General features: G+C 41.8%; 16 protein-coding genes. 4 read left to right on the top strand and 12 right to left on the bottom strand.

Features of this window, described 5'->3' with window-relative positions; all coding sequences use genetic code 11:
* Nucleotides 1–35 precede the first annotated feature (35 nt).
* Both F952_RS06965 and F952_RS06960 read left to right on the top strand, forming a co-directional pair.
* The gene (locus F952_RS06965; RefSeq protein WP_004924529.1) at nt 36–1289 is read left to right on the top strand and encodes an MFS transporter; all 1254 of its coding nucleotides are present in this window, start codon (nt 36–38) and stop codon (nt 1287–1289) included.
* 92 nt (nt 1290–1381) lie between these two features.
* On the top strand, nt 1382–2110 hold the full coding sequence (locus F952_RS06960) for an energy transducer TonB (RefSeq protein ID WP_004924526.1): 729 nt from the start codon (nt 1382–1384) through the stop codon (nt 2108–2110).
* Between the two features lie 42 nt (nt 2111–2152).
* On the opposite strand, the gene F952_RS06955 is transcribed toward F952_RS06960, so the two are convergent.
* Nucleotides 2153–2578 carry a YqaA family protein gene (locus tag F952_RS06955; RefSeq protein ID WP_026056880.1) on the bottom strand — a complete coding sequence of 142 codons (426 nt, stop codon included), beginning with the start codon at nt 2576–2578 and terminating at the stop codon, nt 2153–2155.
* Nucleotides 2579–2683: 105 nt separating this feature from the next.
* Nucleotides 2684–3304, bottom strand: coding sequence for a glutathione S-transferase N-terminal domain-containing protein (locus F952_RS06950; protein ID WP_004924520.1), 621 nt, complete (start codon nt 3302–3304; stop codon nt 2684–2686).
* 298 nt (nt 3305–3602) lie between these two features.
* Here F952_RS06950 and F952_RS06945 point away from each other — a divergent pair, with 298 nt between their 5' ends.
* Complete coding sequence (locus F952_RS06945; protein ID WP_004924516.1) at nt 3603–4070, top strand: Hsp20 family protein; 468 nt, start codon at nt 3603–3605, stop codon at nt 4068–4070.
* Between the two features lie 108 nt (nt 4071–4178).
* Here F952_RS06945 and infC read toward each other — a convergent pair whose 3' ends face one another.
* The gene (gene infC / locus F952_RS06940; RefSeq protein ID WP_011182684.1) at nt 4179–4730 is read right to left on the bottom strand and encodes a translation initiation factor IF-3; all 552 of its coding nucleotides are present in this window, start codon (nt 4728–4730) and stop codon (nt 4179–4181) included.
* A 5-nt stretch (nt 4731–4735) separates the two neighbouring features.
* On the bottom strand, nt 4736–6658 hold the full coding sequence (thrS, locus tag F952_RS06935; RefSeq protein WP_004924510.1) for a threonine--tRNA ligase: 1923 nt from the start codon (nt 6656–6658) through the stop codon (nt 4736–4738).
* 412 nt (nt 6659–7070) lie between these two features.
* Between thrS and F952_RS06930 the strand changes: the two genes are divergently transcribed.
* Complete coding sequence (locus F952_RS06930; RefSeq protein ID WP_004924508.1) at nt 7071–8714, top strand: acyl-CoA synthetase; 1644 nt, start codon at nt 7071–7073, stop codon at nt 8712–8714.
* Between the two features lie 84 nt (nt 8715–8798).
* Here the strand turns inward: F952_RS06930 and yjgA are convergent, their stop codons facing one another.
* From yjgA to F952_RS06890, 8 genes are all read right to left on the bottom strand, one after another.
* Nucleotides 8799–9332 carry a ribosome biogenesis factor YjgA gene (yjgA, locus tag F952_RS06925; RefSeq protein WP_004924503.1) on the bottom strand — a complete coding sequence of 178 codons (534 nt, stop codon included), beginning with the start codon at nt 9330–9332 and terminating at the stop codon, nt 8799–8801.
* A 2-nt stretch (nt 9333–9334) separates the two neighbouring features.
* Nucleotides 9335–9604: an HPr family phosphocarrier protein gene (locus F952_RS06920; RefSeq protein ID WP_004924499.1), complete on the bottom strand. Its 270-nt coding sequence runs from the start codon at nt 9602–9604 to the stop codon at nt 9335–9337.
* Nucleotides 9601–10452, bottom strand: a complete 852-nt coding sequence (rapZ, locus tag F952_RS06915) for an RNase adapter RapZ (RefSeq protein WP_004924498.1) — start codon at nt 10450–10452, stop codon at nt 9601–9603. Before rapZ ends, F952_RS06920 begins: the two co-directional genes overlap by 4 nt.
* A 21-nt stretch (nt 10453–10473) precedes the next feature.
* A complete protein-coding gene (gene panC, locus F952_RS06910) occupies nt 10474–11319 on the bottom strand; it encodes a pantoate--beta-alanine ligase (RefSeq protein ID WP_004924494.1) in 846 nt (281 codons plus the stop codon).
* Between the two features lie 3 nt (nt 11320–11322).
* Nucleotides 11323–12132 carry a 3-methyl-2-oxobutanoate hydroxymethyltransferase gene (gene panB / locus F952_RS06905; RefSeq protein ID WP_004924492.1) on the bottom strand — a complete coding sequence of 270 codons (810 nt, stop codon included), beginning with the start codon at nt 12130–12132 and terminating at the stop codon, nt 11323–11325.
* A gap of 37 nt (nt 12133–12169) precedes the next feature.
* Nucleotides 12170–12658 (bottom strand): 2-amino-4-hydroxy-6-hydroxymethyldihydropteridine diphosphokinase, encoded by a 489-nt coding sequence (gene folK / locus F952_RS06900; RefSeq protein WP_004924489.1) that lies wholly within the window; start codon nt 12656–12658, stop codon nt 12170–12172.
* Entirely contained in the window at nt 12655–14112 is a 1458-nt protein-coding gene (gene pcnB / locus F952_RS06895; protein ID WP_004924487.1) for a polynucleotide adenylyltransferase PcnB, read from the bottom strand. Before pcnB ends, folK begins: the two co-directional genes overlap by 4 nt.
* Before the next feature lie 124 nt (nt 14113–14236).
* Complete coding sequence (locus F952_RS06890; protein ID WP_004924483.1) at nt 14237–14623, bottom strand: ComEA family DNA-binding protein; 387 nt, start codon at nt 14621–14623, stop codon at nt 14237–14239.
* Nucleotides 14624–14626 lie beyond the last annotated feature (3 nt).

The raw sequence follows: 14626 nt of genomic DNA, 5'->3' as shown, positions 1-14626 counted from the left end.
TATAATTAGGCAAATATTCTCAATATATGATACTTATGAAACCTAAGCAGGACGCTTTTGCCGCTCTCCGATATCGTGATTTCTCCATTATTACAGTCAATCAGTTTTGCCTGACACTTGCGATTCTGATTCAGGAGATTATTGTCGCCTATTCACTCTATCAAATTACCAAGGATCCTCTCACCTTAGGATTAATTGGACTTGCAGAAGCCATTCCATTTATCAGTCTTTCACTTTGGGGCGGCTATGTTGCCGACAGGTTTAATAAACAATTGATTATGAAAATCTGTCTGTTTTTTTCCTTTCCATTACCTTTGGTACTTTGGGGATTATTTCACCTTTATGGCCTTGGACAGATTGGTGTCCATACGCTGGCGCTTGGAATTTACGCAGTTATTTTTTGCTTCGGTGTGATTCGTGGCTTTTATAGTCCATCAGCGACCTCACTTAAGCCTTTTCTGATTCCTAGAGCGCTTTATGCCAATGGCGCCACATGGACCACCATCGGCTGGCAAAGTGGGGTTATTCTAGGCCCTATGCTAGGCGGATTTATGCTGGCATTTTTAGGCCGTGAAACCAGTCTTTTTAGCGTCTCCATTTTGCTCTTCATCTGTTTTTGTCTCATTCTCTTATTGAGTAAACGAACATTTCCAAGTATCGAACATGAAAATGTCTGGTCAAGTCTTGGCGATGGCTTTCGTTTTATCTGGAAAACCAAGATTGTACTTTGGGCAATCTCACTGGATCTGGTTTCAGTTCTATTTGGTGGCGTGATCGCATTGTTGCCTATTTTTGCAGAAGATATACTGAAAGTTGGACCCGAAGGTTTAGGCTATTTAAGAGCAGCTCCATCAATTGGCGCATTATTGACAATGATCGCACTGACCAAATTTCCTCCCACCCATCATGCTTGGCGTAATATGCTACTTGCGGTTGCTGGATTTGGTGTATTTACAATTATTTTTGCGTTTTCAAGTCATATGTGGCTATCACTATTTGCTTTAGCCATGACAGGAGCATGTGACAGTATTTCGGTGGTTGTACGTCAAACGATTTTGCAAATTTTTCCTCCAGAAAACATGCGTGGTCGCGTAGCTGCGGTCAATGGTATGTTCGTCTCTAGCAGTAATGAACTGGGTGCATTTGAATCTGGGCTGGCCGCAAAGTATCTGGGAACCATTACAGCAACGCTACTTGGCGGATGCATGACTTTGGGCGTCGTCGTGCTCAGTTGGAGCAAAACTAAAGAGCTATTTAAAGTCGATATTACTAAAAGTTCAGAACATTAAGCATTTTCTTGTTGCGAGTATTCTTTAAACAAGGAATACTTTCAGGAGTTATATTTTTATTTTTTTCCATCACTCATTCTCAAGAACAACGTATGAAAGCTTTTGTTTATTTGTCTTTGCTCCTTTGCATACCCATTGCTCATACGCATGCAAAAGAAATAGCAGCAAACGTTCAACTTACCCCACAAAAAAGTTCGGCTCTTCCTGCACATCTCACGACACGATTACAATGGGCCAGAACACCACAGCTTGAATATTCGGACAATGACTTGAATCATCAGGATCGTGCAGCGATTGTGAGGGTGGTTTCAGATGAAACAGGTCAAGCCACGATTCAAGAAAGTACAGGTCTTCCTCAACTTGACCAGATGCTGACCAGTGCTGCAAAGGCAGCTCAGATCAAACCGTTTACAGTGGACGGTAATGCAATTCCAACCATTGGTTATCAGGCATTTACCCTAAAACTGACCCAGCCACTCAACAGTAACGATTGTATCTATACCTTTAATTCTGAAAACTGGTTGAAACAACAACAAGATAAATCCGTTCCATTTAAATATTTGAAACAGCCAGTATTACAAGTTGAGCGTGAAGAATTAAAAGGTAAAGACCGCTTGATCAAATTCAAATTTAAGGTCGATAAAGACGGACAAGCCACCCGAATCAAAATTAAGAAAGGTTCAGGCATCTATGCATTAGATGAAAAAATCATGCAGGCTATTTCGACGGCCTCTGTTGAAGTACCTAAAACATTATGGCTCTATAAGAAATCAAGTCTAAAAGACCAGATCGAATTTAGGTTGGATAACTGTCAGCAATAAATCTGATGGTGGATCTGAACAAATAAAATTTATTCAGATCCTTTAGAAGAATCCCAGATAAAGTAAATAAATACAGACGTATCGTCCTGCTTTGGCTAAAGTCACCATTAAAATAAAACGATAAAAATTCTCTTTCAGCACTCCCGCAATGAGGGTAATTGGGTCACCAATAATAGGTACCCAACTGAGCAATAGAGAATAAAAACCATATTGGTGATAGATTTTCTGGGCAGATTGCATGTGCCGCTCAGAGACTGGAAACCATTTCTTGTGTTTAAACTGTTCAATCTTAATACCCAGCCACCAGTTCACGCATGAACCCAATACATTCCCAATCGTTGCAACCAGTAAAAGAAAAAGTGCAGATTGCTGTTTCAATGCCAGAAGCGAGAACAAGACTGCTTCAGACTGTAAAGGAAGTAAAGTTGCCGCACCAAAGGCCGAAATAAATAAGGCCAGATAACTCATCATAAACGTTGTCGCATGGATTACATTATCTGGCTAATATCTCAGTTTTAAGTCTGATATCCAATATGTCCATCTTATGCTGATCGAATTTGCTTTTAAGCAAAATTAAATGATTTGAATTGAAAGCGCTTTTTGTATAGCTGGACGTGCGGTCAGACGCTCAACATAATCCTGAACATAGGGATAGTCATTGAGATCAACCGACTGCCATTCATGCCGTAATATCCAAGGTAGGATCGCCATGTCCGCAATCGAATACTCACCAGCAACAAACTTCTGACCAATCAACTGCGTATTGAGCACTTTATACAGACGTTTGGTTTCGTTGACATAACGATCAATTGCATAGGGAATTTTTTCTTTGGCAAAGCGCCCAAAATGATGATTTTGACCCAGCATAGGGCCAAAACCGCCCATTTGCCACATCAACCATTGCTCTACCTCAACCCGTTCTTGCTCATCTATAGGATAAAATAAGCCTGTTTTACGTCCGAGATACTGCAAAATTGCACCTGACTCAAAAATTGAAATCGGCTGATCACGCGGACCATTCTGATCTACAATTGCAGGAATTTTGTTATTCGGCGAAATTCTTAAAAAGTCAGGTTGAAACTGGTCATTTTCTAAAATATTGATGGGATAGATGGTGTATTCCAGCCCCATTTCTTCAAGGGCAATTGTAATCTTATGTCCATTGGGTGTCCCCCAATAATATAGGTCTATCATGAAATACCTTCTTATCCTAATTTTGTTTCTTGGCGTCTTTTTATACTTTTATACATGATTTTAATCTTCGATCAAAAGTATTAAAGACAATTTATTCTAACAGTCACTTAGCTTAACAACCTTAAAGAAACTCATCTGTTGAGAATTTTAGATTTTTGTCTTGAAAAATTAAAAGACGATCCTATATTTTATTTAGCAACAATTTGGCGATGTTGCAAATTCTTGATTGATGCCACGGTATGTTCATCAATCTATTCTTATTCATATGACTTTGCTGAATGATCAGGAGGTTTTATCAATGAGTAGTGTCAGTTTAAGTCCATTATTTCGTCGTAGTATCGGTTTTGATCGTTTGAATGATCTATTTGATTATGCCATGCAATCTGAAACACCGAATTATCCCCCTTATAATATCGAAAAAGATGGAGAAAATAATTATCGGATTTTGATTGCTAGCGCAGGCTTCGATCAGGATGAACTTCGCATCCATCTTGAAAATCAGGTGTTAACTATTAGTGGTCAACCTGATTCCGAACAGGTAGATAAAAATATTGAATATTTACATAAAGGGATTGCTCGGCGAGCATTTAAATTATCGTTACGTCTGGATGAACACATTGAAGTACAACAGGCAGACTATGAAAATGGTTTGCTCAAAATTGAGTTACAACGCATTATTCCAGAAGAAAAAATGCCTCGTCAGATTCCAATTGGCCAGTCTAAAAGCATCAAAAACATTGAAAGCAGTAAAATTGTGAATTCTTGATTCAAAGAAAAAAGGAGTGCCAATATGCACTCCTTTTTTCTTTCTGAGTTATAAAATGGAAGTATAAAAAAACGCAGCTGTTACGCTGCGTTTTTTAGAAATGGTCAATTACTTTTTCTTTTTCGGTCCAAGTAACATTCCCATTTGACGGCCTTCCATTTTAGGTGCTTGTTCAACAACACCATACTCTGTCACGTCTGCTTCAATTTTTTGTAACTGAGCAAGACCCAACTGTTGATGTGCCATTTCACGACCACGGAAACGTAATGTGATTTTAACTTTGTTACCTTCTTCAAGGAACTTTAAAATCGCACGAAGTTTGACCTGATAATCACCTACATCCGTTGCGGGACGCAGTTTGATTTCTTTCACTTGCACTTGATGCTGTTTTTTCTTCGCATCTTTTTGCTTTTGCTTCAAATCAAACAAGTGCTTGTTGTAATCCATGATTTTACAAACAGGTGGTTCTGCATTCGCAACGATCTCGACTAAATCAAGTTCAACTTCTTCTGCAGCACGCAACGCTTCATTTAATGAAACGATTCCTTTTTGTTCCCCATCTGCACCAACGAGACGCACTTCTTTAGAACGAATCTCGTCATTAATCGCAGGACGGTTACTCTTTGCACCTTGTTGTTGGTTACGGTCAGGCTGTTTAATCTCTCTTACTCCACAATGTACCGGCCACGTTCGGCAACGGCAGATTTCACTAAGTCAACGAATGCATCGATTGACATAGTACCTAAATTTTTTCCTGAGCGAGTACGAACATTAACAGTACCTTCCTCAACCTCACGGTCACCTAATACTAAAAGGTACGGAATACGCTCAAGTGTACGCTCACGAATCTTAAAGCCGATTTTCTCATTTCTCAAGTCAGAAATCGCTCTAAGACCATTTTCTTTGAGTTTTGCCACCACTTGTTGACATGCTTCAGCCTGTGAATCGGTAATATTCATCACGCAAGCTTGCACTGGCGCCAACCAAGGTGGCATAAAACCCGCATAGTGTTCAATAAGTATACCAATAAAACGCTCGAAACTGCCAAGTATTGCACGGTGCAACATCACAGGCTGATCACGTTCATTGTCTTCTGTCACAAAAGAAGCATCTAGACGTATTGGTAAGTTAAAGTCACATTGAATGGTACCGCATTGCCAGACACGGCCTAAGCAATCTTTCAACGAGAATTCAATTTTTGGACCGTAGAATGCACCTTCACCCGGCTGTAATTCCCATTCAAGACCCGCAGCATCCAAGGCATCAGCCAATGATTTTTCTGCTAAATCCCAAAGTCTATCATCGCCAACACGTTTTTCAGGACGCGTAGACAGTTTCATTTGAACATCTTCAAAGCCAAAGTCTTTGTAGACATCAAGCGTCAACTGAATAAAGTCTGCCACTTCTTTACCAATCTGTTCTTTGGTACAGAAAATATGACCATCGTCTTGAGTAAAGCCACGTACACGCATAATACCGTGCAATGAACCTGACGGCTCGTTACGGTGACACGAACCAAACTCAGCCAAACGCACAGGAAGGTCACGGTACGATTTCAAGCCTTGATTAAAAACCTGTACGTGACATGGACAGTTCATTGGCTTGACGGCATAGTTACGGCTTTCTGAATGTGTGGTAAACATGTTTTCTGCATAATTGGCAGCATGTCCCGACTTTTCCCAAAGTGTAAAGTCGACAATTTGTGGCGTACGGACTTCTTGGTAGCCGTTGTCTTGCTGAACTTTACGCATGTATTGTTCAAGCGCTTGATAAATGGTCCAGCCATTGGCGTGCCAAAACACCATACCTGGTGCTTCTTCCTGCATATGAAACAAATCAAGTGCTTTACCAATTTTACGGTGATCACGTTTTTCAGCTTCTTCAATACGCTTAATATAGGCTGCGAGTTCTTTCTTGTCTGACCAAGCAGTACCGTAAATACGCTGAAGCTGTTCATTTTTGGCATCACCGCGCCAATATGCACCAGAAATTTTTGTTAATTTAAAATTTTTCAGAAACTTAGTGTTTGGTACATGCGGACCACGGCACATGTCAACGTATTCTTGATGATAGTACAAACCCATTTGAGTTTCTTCGGGCATGTCATCAATCAAGCGTAGCTTGTAGGTTTCACCACGTGTTGTAAATTCTTGAATGACTTGTTCTCTTGGTGTCATTTTTTTTACAACATCATAGTCCTGATCAATCAATTGCTTCATACGCGCTTCGATTGCAGCCATGTCGTCTAGCGTAAATGGCTTTGGACTAAAGATGTCGTAGTAAAACCCTTCTTCAATCACTGGACCAATGACCATCTGTACGTCTGGAAACAATTGTTTTACCGCATGTCCAACCAGATGTGCACAAGAGTGACGAATGATTTCCACACCTTCAGGATCTTTAGGCGTAATAATCTGCAAGGTGGCATCTTCAGTGATCAGGTCACATGCATCGACTAGACGATCATTAACACGACCCGCGACGGTATTTTTAGCAAGACCAGGCCCTATACTTTGGGCGACTTGCATAACGGAGACAGGTTGATCAAATGATTTTTGATCGCCATTTGGCAATGTGATAATTGGCATAAGAAAATCCTTAAGGAGTGATGCCCCGCACAATGGAGCATATCACCGCGAGATTATGATCGAGGTAAGCCTCAAAAGATAAAAACGGTGGATGAATAAAAACAAAAGAGAAGGAATTTTACACGTGTTCAGACATGGATGAAACCTATTCAGGCCTAAAAGATTGAATTGGGGCTGAAATGATGCTTTTCAATGCCATAAATCGAAATACGCAACTTCTGTATGCATAATCATAACGCAGCCGCTATAGACAGAATTACATTTTTACGCGATAAAAAATAACAGGGCTGTTTTTTCGTATCACCGGATGTGTGAAAAAAAGATCTTATTCTAAGACTAAAGCATAAATGATTTGATGAATTCAAACCCATATCTTTTTAAACAGATTAGAACAATTACATGGAGTATCAATATGGTGAGTGCTTATGATGAACTTCCTCGCACACCTGCCAATTTTGTTGCATTATCACCATTACGTTATTTAGAACGCGCAGCTTATATTTACCCTCAACAAGCCGCAATTATTCACGGCACACGTGTCATCACATGGCAGGAAACCTATACGCGCTGTCGTCAGTTTGCGTCACAACTCAAACAACTTGGCATTCAAAAGAACGATACTGTTTCAGTGCTTTTGCCAAATGTGCCTGCCATGATTGAAGCTCATTTTGCAGTGCCAATGAGTGGTGCAGTACTCAATACCATCAATACCCGACTCGATGCCAAAACTGTAGCCTTTATGCTGGAGCATGCAGAGACCAAAGTATTACTAGTCGATCAGGAATTTTCTGAATTAGCCAAAGCAGCGTTATCTTTGATCAATCAGGATATCTTTGTGATTGATGTCGATGATGCCGAGTATGAAAAATGTTTTACCCCACCCATTGGTGCAATTGAATATGAGGACTGGATTTCTGAGGGTGATGAATATTTTGAATGGATTCTTCCCAACGACGAGTGGGATGCGATTAGCTTAAACTATACTTCGGGGACCACAGGAAACCCCAAAGGTGTAGTGTATCACCACCGCGGTGCATATATTAATGCAGCCAGTAATATTATTGCCTGTGGTATGACCCCACGTGCCAAGTATCTCTGGACGCTACCGCTATTTCACTGTAATGGCTGGTGTTTTGCTTGGACGGTTGCTGCAAATGGCGGCACCAATATTTGTTTGCGCAAAGTCGATCCTGCCCTGGTTTTTAAACTCATTGAACAACATAAAATCGATTATTTCTGTGGAGCACCGATTGTTTTATCAATGCTGATTAATGCACCTAAACAACATCAAATCAAATTTAATCATCGTGTTGAAGTGATGGTAGCGGGTGCCGCCCCACCTGCTGCCATTATTGAAGGTATGCGTCATCTAGGGGTCAATGTGACCCATGTATACGGCTTAACCGAAACCTATGGGCCTTCTGGCCTGTGTGCGGCACAGGCAGGCTGGAGTGATCTTTCTATTCAGGAACAAGCACAACTGCATGCACGTCAAGGGGTTCCATATCCCTTGCAGGACAGTATGCGGGTACTCGATCCCAAGACCATGCAACCTGTGCCTGCAGATGGACAAACATTGGGGGAAATTATGTTTCGTGGCAATATCGTGATGAAGGGTTATCTCAAAAATCCGAAGGCGACAGAAGAAGCGTTTGCTGATGGGTGGTTCCACAGTGGCGATCTGGCAGTTTGCCAACCTGATGGCTATGCAAAAATTACAGATCGTGCCAAAGATGTCATTATTTCAGGTGGTGAAAATATTTCTTCTCTTGAGGTTGAGGAGGTGCTATACCGTCATCCTGCCGTGCTGACTGCGGCAGTAGTTGCTAAACCTGATCCGCAATGGCAGGAAGTCCCATGTGCTTTCATTGAGTTAAAAGCAGGCGTAAATATCACCACGGAAGAGCTTATTGAACATTGCAAAAAGGATTTGGCTCGCTTTAAGGTTCCTAAAGATATTGTAATCACCGAAATTCCCAAAACCTCAACAGGTAAATTACAAAAATTTATTTTACGAGATTGGGCAAAAGAGCGCGCTACAGGCCAATTCACTTAGATCAATTGACCAATAAAAAGCCAGTCCATCGTCAGGAACTGGCTTTTTAATGTGCAACATAGATTCAGTGCATATCACATTTGTTTAGTTATCTGACAGAAGCGCCACTTGCTGAACATAGTTAAAGAACTTCTGCTTCGATGCCGTTAGTTCATCTTCAGCTAACCCCTGAGTAATATCTCGCTGGATACGCAATACATGCTGGCGCAATGTATGTCGTTCTGAGGCGTTATGCAACTTATTAAATTCACTAATTGCAGGATCACCCTGTTCAATCATCCGATCTACCCAGCGTTGTAATTGTGCCTGCTTTTTAGCACCTTGCTGTGGTGTAAGGTAAGATAAAATGACGGTTTCATCTTCGTTGCGAAGCAGCTTGCCTACACGCTGAAATTGACGACGTTTAGCCTCAAAAGATGTAATCGTTTGAGCATCTAACAATGCATCAATTAAACGTTCATCCACAGGAAGTTTCTGAATCTGTTTTGGTGAAAGCTGAGCAAGCTGTTCACCTAGTGCAGCCATACGTTGTACAGCTTTTTTTTGCTCTGTTTTACTCGCACGTCCTTCTAAAGAATCAAAATCATCTTCATTATAACGTTGGGTACGACGTGCCACGATTAATCTGCCTCATAAAATTTTGCTGCGAATAATGCTTGAATTTCATCAAGTGCCTTATCTTCATCAGCACCTTCAATCACTAAACGCAAAGTGGTTCCCTTACCTGCACCAAGCATGAGTAAGGACATAATGTTTTTTGCATCGATCAGCTTATCGCCCTTACCAATTTGGATGGAAGAGCGAAATTTTGTGGTCACCTCAATCAGCTTTCCTGATGCGCGTGCGTGTAAACCAAGTTTGTTAATTACATCTACCGTCGTATCAATCATGACCAGTGCTTCATTTCTCTATGTAAGACCTGAATAGACCATTTTGCCTCAAGGGCTTTTTTTAGTCTATCTACAATATAAACTGAACGATGCTGACCGCCTGTGCAGCCTATTGAAACCGTCATATAGTGACGATGCCCCTCTGCAAATACAGGCAACCATTTATCTAAAAAATGAAAAATGTCATCAAACATTTCATTGGTCTGGTCACTAGATTCCAAAAACCGACGAACAGGCTCATCCAAACCAGAAAAACGTCGCAATTCTAAATCCCAATGCGGATTTGGTAAATGCCGTACATCAAAAACATAATCCGCATCTAGCGGTATTCCATGCTTATAACCAAACGACTGTAAGATCAAAATGAGCTTATCGGACTGTCCAAGCTTAGAAAGCAACGTGTGCTTGAGATCGTGCACACTTTTATCAGTGGTATCGATATGCACTGTCGAACGAAACTGGATCGGCAATAACAGTTGTTTTTCTTCCTGAATACATTCATTCAGGCTTTTGAAACGGCTTGCCAAAGGATGCGGACGACGCGAAGCACTAAAACGTGCAATCAATTCCTGATCTTGAGTAGTCAGATAGATGACATCAACCGTTCCATGCTTTTGTAATTGCTCAAATACCAGATCAAATTCCTGCATGTCGGCGCGGGTACTACGAACATCGACCCCTAATGCCAGCTGTTCCAGATTATTTTCATGATCGAGCTTGGCAACAATTTCTGGCAGCAATGCCAAGGGCAAATTATCTATACAGTAGTAGCCTAAATCTTCAAGCACCTGTAATGCCGAAGATTTTCCAGACCCTGATTGACCTGTGACGATAAGAATACGTTTCATGGCATGGCTGTCCTTTCGAAATTATGCCTTCAACTTAACCTGTAAATTATCAATGAGTCGTGTCTTACCCAGCTTTGCAGCAACAAAAAGTACCAGATCACGATCAAATTGCGCAATTGGCTGTAAATTGGGCTGGCGCGCCTCAACATAATCAACAACGAAGCCTGCGGCTGTCAATCGAAACTTTAACTCATCCAATACATCTACCAACTCAACACCTTGATGGAGTTGCTGTTCCGCCAATTTTAATGACTGATAAATGGTAGGCGCAATCTGACGTTCTGCTTCAGACAAATAACCATTTCTTGAACTCAATGCCAGTCCATCATGATCTCGCGCAATCGGCACACCGATAATATCAATCGGCAAATTCAAATCCTGTACCAACTGGCGGATGACAGCAAGTTGCTGATAATCCTTCTGGCCAAAAAATGCGACATTCGGCTGCACAATATTGAATAGTTTGGTGACGACAACGGCTACACCGTCAAAATGTCCAGGACGTGATTGACCGCAAAGATCATCGGTAATATCAGCCACAGAAATATTGGTGAGACGTGGATGTTTACCATACATTTGTTCGACTGAAGGCGCAAAAATAATATCACAGCCTACATCTGCAAGTAGATGGCTATCCTGCTCAAGTGTACGTGGGTAATTTTCAAAATCTTCACCTTCTCCAAACTGGATCGGATTGACGAAAATGCTGACCACGACAATATCACAGAGTTTTTTTGCTTCACGAACTAAATTGAGATGACCTTGATGCAAATTACCCATCGTTGGCACAAAACCAATAATCTTGCGTGTTGTACGTGCAGGATTGAGTGACGCGGTTAATCCCTGAATCGTGGTTTCGGTTTTCATAAATTACAGCTCTACCTGAAATGTATGTTCTCGTGCAGGAAATGACTGGTCTTGTACAGCAGCATGATATGCCTTAAATGCATCTACAATTGCAGTCTCTCCAGCTTGTTCTTTCATAAAGTTACGGACAAAACGTGCTACTTTGCCAAAGCTGAGTCCCAGCATGTCTTGAGCAACCAATACCTGTCCATCAGTTTCTTTACCCGCACCAATACCAATGACAGGCGTTTGTGGAAATAATTCTGCAATTTCCTGCCCTAACTGCGCTGGCACACATTCGAGTAACAAAATTGCGGCTCCCGCATCAACCACCGCCTGACAATCTGCAATCAGTTGATCCGCAGCTTCTCGAGTTTTGGCTTGTAATTTATATCCACCAAAAACATGTACAGACTGAGGTGTTAAACCCAAGTGTACACATACAGGAATACCATTTTGTGTCAAAACACGAATGGATTCGCTTAACCAGGCACCACCTTCAATCTTGATCATCTGTGCCCCTGCCTGCATGACTTTTTTGGCGTTATTCAGGGCATCAGGCAAGGTGGCATAACTCATAAAGGGTAAGTCAGTCATAATAAACGAATGCTGATTACCACGACGTACAGCCGCAGTATGGTAAGCCATATCATCCACCGTAACAGGTAAAGTCGAATCGTGACCCTGAATGACCATCCCTAAAGAATCCCCAATAAGAATCGAGTCAATTTCGGCAAACTCCATCGCTTTAGCCATACTTGCATCATAACAAGTCAAGCAGGAAAATTTGCGTCCTTCAGTTTTAAACTTTCTTAAGTCACTTAGACTAATCATCGTGATGTCCTCTATCAACGCTACCCACAACAGCGCGTTATTTTTCAACCCAGTTTTGATCCTCAATCACAGTAAGTGATGGATCGTGTATGAGTGTTAAATCTTTGAGTTTTTGGCCTTTGACAACCAGTGTAGGATCAATATCCAGTAAAGGAATGACCACAAAATCTCGTTCCAGCAAGCCAATATGCGGTACAGTTAAACGTTCATGATGAATGTTTTGATCTGCATACAACAGCAAATCAAGATCAAGCGTCCGCTCACCCCAGCGACGTAGACGTACACGTCCTGCATCGTGTTCAAACTGTTGCAGTACATCAAGCAATATCAGCGGGTCCAGATCTGTTTTCAGTTGTACCACTGCATTCAAATAATGTGGCTGATCCTGAGGCCCCATAGGCGGACTCTGGTAAAGCCTCGAAACTTGTACCTGTCCCAATGTTTGCAACTGTCGAACTGCTTGTTGAAGCAACTGGCGCGAATCTCCCAGATTACTTCCCATTCCGATATAGGTGGTTATGCTCATTGGGTTGGTCCAAAGACCACCTGTGCCAGATCTCTTTTCACGCGTTTACGTTTTAGAATAGGATGATCTGCGCCAAAATGAGATTCCGAGCCTTGAGATGAGTCGTTACGCTGAGGTGCAGATGATGATCTATTTTGTGTTTTGCGGTCACGGCGACTACGCGGTTCTGGTACATCGACTAGCGGTTCAATCTCTGCCGATTCTTTTTGCTCAACGGCATCTTGCTGCACTTTACGGCGAGTTTTTGCACGTTGACGATTATATTGGCTAATCACCACCTCTTTTTGATCGGCATTCAAGGACTGATAATGCTCCCACCACTCGCCCATCCCCTGAGTAGAAGAATCTCCAGACTTCTCACGCAACAACAAAAAGTCAAATCCAGCACGGAATCTGGCATGCCCCGCCAATGCCTCAATCTGCTGTGGCTTCGGATTTAAAAGACGGGTTTGCATTTCCCATACTTCACGAATAAAAGTTTCTGCAAAACGTGGAATCACGGTGCGTGTTGCCTGACGCTTGAGTACATCCAGCCCAGCCTGTGCACGCGCTTCAGCAGGGACAATACCTTTTTGCAAATAAAAGTCACTACGCTCCAAGAACGAACGCCAGAGCAAAACCGCATAGAAAAATGCAGGATTAATGGTCTTGCCAATCTGGATACGCTGATCTGTGTTTTTCGCTGCACGTTCAATGAAAGGAGTAATTTCAGCTTTGACATCAGCAAACAGTTGACGCCAGATATCAAATTCGATCAGCATCGGCAATACACGGGACAAATGCCCCATAGTAAATAGCTTTTGCGATTCATCATAAAGACGATGTGGTGACACATCTCTAAGCAACTGGGTCATTTCAACATCAAAGATCTTAAGAATCTCGGGATCGATGTCAAAATTCAATTTGGCTGCAAAGCGTAATGCTCGCAGCATACGCACAGGATCTTCTTCAAAACGCTGGGCTGGGTCGCCTAACAGACGTAGGGTTCTTTTTTTGACATCTGAAACAGCATCACAAAAGTCGAGTACGATTCCTTTGCGTGGCTGATAATATAAGGTATTAATTGAGAAATCCCGACGAGCAAAGTCTTGCTCAATCGTTCCCCAGTTATTATCACGCAAAATCATGCCAGATGCACTGGTGACTGCTTTTTTTGGTGGTGCACGAAAAGTCGCAACTTCGATCAGTTCTCGGCCTGAGTAAACATGGGCCAATTCAAATCGGCGCCCAATAATTCGGCAACGACGCCCAAAAACTTCTTTCACCTGAGCTGGTGTGGCATTGGTAACAGCATCGAAATCTTTTGGATTTAGTCCAAGCATCAAATCCCGAACACCACCACCAACGATATATGCTTCATAGCCTGCTTTGTTTAGACTATCAATCACATCTAAAATAGAAGCAGGTAATTGTGTAGTCGATAACCCACATTTTGACGCGCGCAAGGTTTGCAAAAGACGCTGTCTCCTACGTCAGGACGTTAATAATAAGATGTTGCTAATCATATCTCTAACCTGAGTAAAGGGCAATTTGATTCTCTCACTGCTTTATTCGGTATTTTGAGCATGACTCAGCCTCTTAAATGGCTAAACGGTCTCGGTTCTTTTCTATAAATTTAGGGCCAATTCCTTTTACTTTCTGTAGATCATCTACAGACGCAAACTTGCCATACTGCTGACGATATTCAACGATGGCGAGTGCTTTTTTCTCTCCCACCCCATGCAACTGCTGTAATTCTTTGGCCGTTGCGGAGTTAATATTGACTTTCACCCCAGTGCCAGATTGCTGTGTCGGTTTAGACAGGGAATGATGACTAGCAGATGAGTTTAAACGGGTATCATGTGCTTTTTGCTGTGTTTTCCAAGCATCATATTGTTGATCAAACCCTTGTGCAAAAACAATTTGCATAGAAAAAAGTGTAAGCAATGTCGCCCAAAAAAATGTAAAAAAATGACGTATTGACATGAA

This window comes from Acinetobacter baylyi DSM 14961 = CIP 107474 (assembly GCF_000368685.1).
In the GTDB taxonomy this organism is placed as follows: Bacteria; Pseudomonadota; Gammaproteobacteria; order Pseudomonadales; family Moraxellaceae; genus Acinetobacter; species Acinetobacter baylyi.
This window is presented reverse-complemented; position numbering and strand designations above follow the sequence as displayed.

Coding starts and splice junctions, on each gene's coding strand:
- F952_RS06965 (WP_004924529.1), top strand. CDS start 36: ATGAAACCTAAGCAGGACGCTTTTGCCGCTCTCCGATATCGTGATTTC.
- F952_RS06960 (WP_004924526.1), top strand. CDS start 1,382: ATGAAAGCTTTTGTTTATTTGTCTTTGCTCCTTTGCATACCCATTGCT.
- F952_RS06955 (WP_026056880.1), bottom strand. CDS start 2,578: ATGAGTTATCTGGCCTTATTTATTTCGGCCTTTGGTGCGGCAACTTTA.
- F952_RS06950 (WP_004924520.1), bottom strand. CDS start 3,304: ATGATAGACCTATATTATTGGGGGACACCCAATGGACATAAGATTACA.
- F952_RS06945 (WP_004924516.1), top strand. CDS start 3,603: ATGAGTAGTGTCAGTTTAAGTCCATTATTTCGTCGTAGTATCGGTTTT.
- thrS (WP_004924510.1), bottom strand. CDS start 6,658: ATGCCAATTATCACATTGCCAAATGGCGATCAAAAATCATTTGATCAA.
- F952_RS06930 (WP_004924508.1), top strand. CDS start 7,071: ATGGTGAGTGCTTATGATGAACTTCCTCGCACACCTGCCAATTTTGTT.
- F952_RS06920 (WP_004924499.1), bottom strand. CDS start 9,604: ATGATTGATACGACGGTAGATGTAATTAACAAACTTGGTTTACACGCA.
- rapZ (WP_004924498.1), bottom strand. CDS start 10,452: ATGAAACGTATTCTTATCGTCACAGGTCAATCAGGGTCTGGAAAATCT.
- panC (WP_004924494.1), bottom strand. CDS start 11,319: ATGAAAACCGAAACCACGATTCAGGGATTAACCGCGTCACTCAATCCT.
- panB (WP_004924492.1), bottom strand. CDS start 12,132: ATGATTAGTCTAAGTGACTTAAGAAAGTTTAAAACTGAAGGACGCAAA.
- folK (WP_004924489.1), bottom strand. CDS start 12,658: ATGAGCATAACCACCTATATCGGAATGGGAAGTAATCTGGGAGATTCG.
- F952_RS06890 (WP_004924483.1), bottom strand. CDS start 14,623: ATGTCAATACGTCATTTTTTTACATTTTTTTGGGCGACATTGCTTACA.